This is a genomic window from Xenorhabdus griffiniae (assembly GCF_015163655.1).
In the GTDB taxonomy this organism is placed as follows: Bacteria; Pseudomonadota; Gammaproteobacteria; order Enterobacterales; family Enterobacteriaceae; genus Xenorhabdus; species Xenorhabdus griffiniae.
Map to the genome: position 1 here is coordinate 1 of NZ_JADEUF010000166.1, position 5,301 is coordinate 5,301.

At 37.4% G+C, this 5,301-nt stretch carries 2 protein-coding genes and 3 pseudogenes; 3 read left to right on the forward strand and 2 right to left on the reverse strand.

Features of this window, described 5'->3' with window-relative positions:
- Positions 1-419: 419 nt before the first annotated feature.
- The 3 pseudogenes from IQ211_RS20245 to IQ211_RS17745 all read left to right on the forward strand — a co-directional run.
- A pseudogene (locus tag IQ211_RS20245) lies at positions 420-560 on the forward strand (hypothetical protein); the annotation flags it as partial.
- 37 nt (positions 561-597) lie between these two features.
- Positions 598-1,258, forward strand: a pseudogene (locus IQ211_RS17740) (IS1 family transposase).
- Between the two features lie 27 nt (positions 1,259-1,285).
- A pseudogene (locus IQ211_RS17745) lies at positions 1,286-1,447 on the forward strand (ogr/Delta-like zinc finger family protein); the annotation flags it as partial.
- Between the two features lie 533 nt (positions 1,448-1,980).
- On the opposite strand, the gene IQ211_RS17750 reads toward IQ211_RS17745, so the two are convergent.
- Both IQ211_RS17750 and IQ211_RS20035 read right to left on the reverse strand, forming a co-directional pair.
- The gene (locus IQ211_RS17750) at positions 1,981-3,045 is read right to left on the reverse strand and encodes a restriction endonuclease subunit S (RefSeq protein WP_189759028.1); all 1,065 of its coding nucleotides are present in this window, start codon (positions 3,043-3,045) and stop codon (positions 1,981-1,983) included.
- Positions 3,026-4,960 (reverse strand): HsdM family class I SAM-dependent methyltransferase, encoded by a 1,935-nt coding sequence (locus IQ211_RS20035; RefSeq protein ID WP_189759029.1) that lies wholly within the window; start codon positions 4,958-4,960, stop codon positions 3,026-3,028. The genes IQ211_RS17750 and IQ211_RS20035 overlap by 20 nt, the downstream gene beginning before the upstream one ends.
- Positions 4,961-5,301: the final 341 nt, after the last annotated feature.

Here is a 5,301-nt window from a genome sequence, read left to right on the forward strand (position 1 = left end):
CCCTACTGTTATTTTAATTAATTCGTTATTTTTGAAAAAATAGCTATAAATATAAAAACCCTTAACTTTTACTTAACTTTCTTATAAAGATAATTTGTATGATCAGGATAAGATGCTCAATATTGAGCATCTTATCCTGATCATGAGTTAGTTTTTTCATTCAGCATGTTACTAAAAATAAATGCCGTCTAGAAGTAACCCTTCACCAGCTCCCTATTGACACAAAAGTGTGACGCTTATTTCTTGATCCACTTTTGCCTGTTACTTGATCCTGCCAGTCCGGTAATTTTCCCGTTCATGAAAAAAAACAGTTTACCGTTAAGCCACCTGAACTAAACAACATCAGTGAAGCCAACGTACTCTGGGCCAAATTCCGTGAATACGAAGATCGGCTAGCGCAGAATTAACGTAATTCATCGCGCTCTCCGTCCAGCGATACACATCAGGCCAGGGCTAAACGACAAAAGTTAAAAGCCCTCATCGCACAAATCCGGCTGGTGCTCAGCCAATTCACCGCCATCAGATCTTTGCGTTGGGTCTGGCGGTCATGCACCCAATAATTAGATGTTGTGGTCAGATCCCCGTTTTTTATGGTAGGTGAGATATGGCGAAAGACATGGAAAAGGCAGCAGTAGTCATCAGCGTTATCACTGCTATGCCTGCCATAAAACCTTTCAATTAAATTACACCTATCAAGCCTGCAACCCCGGAGTAAAAGCACAGATCGTTGATATGGTGATAAATAATGGGGGTATCAGAGACATCCTCGAACTCTAAAGGTCAGCATCAACACGGTACTCCGAACATTAAAAAGCTCGAGCCCAGACAGGTGACCACACTCCCGTTCACGGGAAACGACATCGACATTATCTGTGAAGTTGATGAACAATGGTCGTTTGTCGGTAACAAGAAAAACCCACGTTGGCTCTGGTATGCTTGGGATTCTGAACGAAAGACTGTTATCGCGCATGTATTTGGTGACCGTAGTAAAAAAACGCTGAACAAACTGTTAGCGCTACTGGCACCTTTTAAAATCCAGTTTTACTGTACCGATAATTATGTGGTTTATGACTGCCTTCCTGAGGAGGAGCCCCTCAGAGGAAAGAAATTTACCCAGCGTATTGAGAGAACCAATCTGACTCTGCGTACCCACATCAAAAGGCTTAATCGGAAAACAATAGGCTATTCCAAATTCGAAGAGATGCACGACAAAGTCATCGGAACGTTCATTGAGCGAGAAAACTATCTGGCCGGATGATCTAATTTTTGGAAGCATGACCCCGAAACCAAGGAACGTTACAACCAGTGCCAGAATATCAATTGTGGTACAACGTTTGTCAGCCATGAAACCTTTGTCCGTCGGGTGGCTAAATCCAACTTGATTGAATTCGCCCAGCCTCACCCTACGGATGGACAGCAAACGGCGTTGTGCTTCGATAATTTTTAGTCTAAAGCCCTCGGATATCAAGAGGGCTATTCCTCACCTTCCTGCTTACTGATGCAAATTTATAGATTTGCTGATTTCATTTTTCAATGCAAAAAATATTTTTCTAAAAAGGAGGAAGGGCAATCCAATGTTATTGGATAAAAAACCAGTGGTGCCAAGGTGCTGCCAATTTCGAAATTTCATGCAATCGCAGAAAAAAAGCCACCGTAAAGGTGGCCTTTTTATTCCCTAACTTTCTGTTTTACCAGTAAGTTTTTATTTGGTGCGGGGGGACTGGTAAATATATATAACTTATTGAATATGCATTATTTATTTTTATATGTCACTTTTATGCCCCTATTAATGCCCCCAAGATTTTCTCTTTCTTATGTTACATATCTTACTGATTTTAATTACTTTATTTGTTTTATCATTATGTTAAAGAAAAGCAAATATGAAGTTCAAAAATGATCACATTAAGATGCCGTTTTATTCTCATAGCCTTATATTGAAAGTTATTATTTTTATGAGATTTATCACAAAATTAACATCATTCACTTATCATAACCCTTGGCTTGAGAATCCAAATACTCAAGATACTGTTTACGTTTCTGATACTCCAAATTCAAAGTATATTGTGCCATGTATTCATAATCTGGTGTTTCATCTTCTGCAACAGGGAGCATGATTTTATCTCTTGATATGCGCTTGTCGTTAATTTCACGATTAAAGTTGTATTTCTCCGACAATCTTCTGGTCTGATTAGCAATAAATAGATAAACAAATTTATTAAAATCAAAACGTTGAAAGCTGGTAACATGGTCGCTAGCCACAAAACAATATGGATGATAAAAACTGGATCCAACACTACCGCTATTAGCGATAGTCAAACAGTTTGAAAATATACGAACACCCGTCTCATTTCCTATAAAGTTATCAATGCCATTGCTTAATGCTGTTGATGAGATATAGGGATGTTCTCCATCAATTTGATTGGTCTTTGTCAAACGTTTTCCACGCTGAATGGCTCCAAAAATATCTTTAAGAAAGAATTCACGCCATTCTTTATCCTCAAGTCCATCAATCTCTTTATATTCAAGCTTTGCCAATTCCTTACGACAATACTCAAGGTATTCAGTTTTTTTATTATTTATCAATTCATTAACATGTTTCTCCATGAATGGATAGTCCGGCTTACCGTTTTCGGCGATGGGAAGCATTATTTTTTGGCGTTTTAATCTTCCCGTTCCCATTTTGTATCCGTAGTTGTATTTTTCACGCTGACAACTAATTTGGTTGGATAAGAACAAACCAACATATTCAGATTTGAATTTAGGACGTAATTTACGACAGTCGTTCGAGAAAAGGCCTTTATAAGGGTGGTAAAAGGAATATCCCACAGAGCCATTTCGATTAACTGAAAGACAGTTATCTTCTAATGTATTGTTTTTATTTCCTACAAAATGACCAACACCATTGTTTTTGGCTGTTGAAGATATGTAAGGTATGCTTCCAAAAAAACGTTCCGCATCGTAAATATCTTTACCTGAAACAATTTCAGCTATATCTTCAATAAAGAATTCATTCCACTCTTTATCTTCAGGCTTTAGAAGCATCATCTACCTCTTTGGAATCATTCGATTCAAACAAGTATCCTCGATTCTGCATAATCATTGAAAATTCAAAAGTCAGATAATCACTAATAGTCTTTTCAAATTCTGAATCAGTTGGTATTTCATCATTGAAGTAATAGAAGCTATGAAGCCATTCATCATCGGCTTCAACAGTGGTTTTTACGCAGAACTTGCTTTCGGCTTCAATACGATCAAACCAAACATCTAATAAATGCTGTTTTCTATCTTTTGCCTGCTCCGTTTCAATCAAACCAACATGAGGGCGTACTTTAAAACCATCTTCACGGAAATCAATAAACTTGCATTCTTTATTAACAGGGTGGGGTTCTCCTGCGGTAAAAATAGCAATACAAGGCATGGTTCCCACTCCATAGAAGGTGTCTTTATTGAGCGTAATGACGCCTTCTAGGGTATGTTTTTTGAATATGTTTGCCTTGATAGCTTGCTCTTCTTTGGTTTTACCCGTAACGGAAGACTGAGGAATAATGACAATCACACTCCCATCTTTGACCAAAGAATCAAGCAGGTGTTCAGTAAAAGCAATCTCATAAAGATCAGGGTTTTTCTTTGAACCCTGTGAATATGGTGGATTCATCATCCCGACTGTAGCGCCTTTTAATTGAAGCTTGTTTGGATCTTCGTTCAAGAAGTTATGATTAATCAGGTTACTTTTACCGTCACCCCGCAAAATCATATTTGTAGTAGCAATGGTGAACATATAGGGCTGCAATTCAAAACCATGTAGTTGTTTTTGACGAATATTTTTTCTTGTATTTTCACTGTCAGTTTGAGCCAGCATGTGGTGCATAGCAGCAATTAGAAAGCCTGCTGTACCTGCACATGGGTCTAACACGACATCATATGGTTGAATATCTACCAAATCGCAAAATAGATCGGTAATATGCTTGGGCGTTAAAACAATCCCAAGTGTTTGACCATCACCACCAGAATAAGACATAAATTCACCGTAAAAACGGCCCAAATAATCTTCTGACGAACTGGTATACTTGATGCTTTTGTAAATTTTATAGTGCAGAAATTCGGTGAAATGTTTCAGAGGTGTTTTATTGAGAGTAGTATTAATTTCATTAAGAATGTGTGTATCTTTAATGATAGAGAACTGATTTAAGATTTTGTCACGTTTAACATCTGGGGCGACTTTTGAACGTTTTAAATTTTTTTCAATAGCGTTATAAATCTTATCGCCATCTATATCAATACTATCGCCGGTTAAATGGGACACATCAAAACCACCAAATTCTTCTTCTCGTAGTGCCAGCAGAATTCCCGAAACGATAAGGGGCTTATCAATATCTTTTAAGTTACCATAATTACGTAAATCTTCATGAAGTTCAGCAGCATCCTTTAGAATTTCAGCCAGTTCTTTTTCTTGATCAGTATTTTCTTGCAGAATCTCTCTGATGTAATATTCGAGAATATTATTCTCATTGAATGAGATAAAAGATTCGACTTCCGATAGCTCTCGGTAATACTCGGTTTCATCAATAAAGTAAGGAGTGATTTTGTGTTTTTTTTCATCGCCTGAAATGCCAAAAGCAATGATTTTTTTGTAGGATGTGTTTTGGGCTAAATGGCGGCCATAGAACAAGGCTCCGTTCACAGCAAAGTCTTTAACGTTTTTCGGATCAAGACTTATTAGGCCTTTCGCATTTAGTTTTACGTGTTTGGATATATCCGCTTTATTCTCTATAACAAGAATAAAATCTTTAACAACACCAACAAATTCAGGAAAACCAACTTTTCCAGACCCGTTTTTGGAAGCGGTTTTCAAAGCGCTGTTAATCTCAAGTATTGTGCTTCCCTGAGCATCGTGTTTAATTCCAGCTTCTTTTAGTAAACCATGAACCCATAAATCTGTTTGCGCTTCTCTTTTCGCCACTTTCCACTCTCCATTCCGTTTTAAGAAATGATAGTAGAGGATTTTCAGATTTCAATTTTATGGCTATTCTGGTTACTTTATAATAAATAATGTGATTATTTACCACAATAAATGATGGGATTAAGCCTAATTTTCGGAGGAACTGTTTATTATCACTTAAAGCAAAAAAGCCGTGAGGGTTAAAAATGGTCAAATTCGGCTGCAATTTCGCGCCCAGGGCTTAACATAAAAATTAGGTCACGTATTCAATTTGTTGTTTCTCATGTATACTCCTCACTTTTTCAGGAAATCAGATGGCAACGGTAGAAGTGAAATGTCGATTTTGTCAACAAACCGAATCG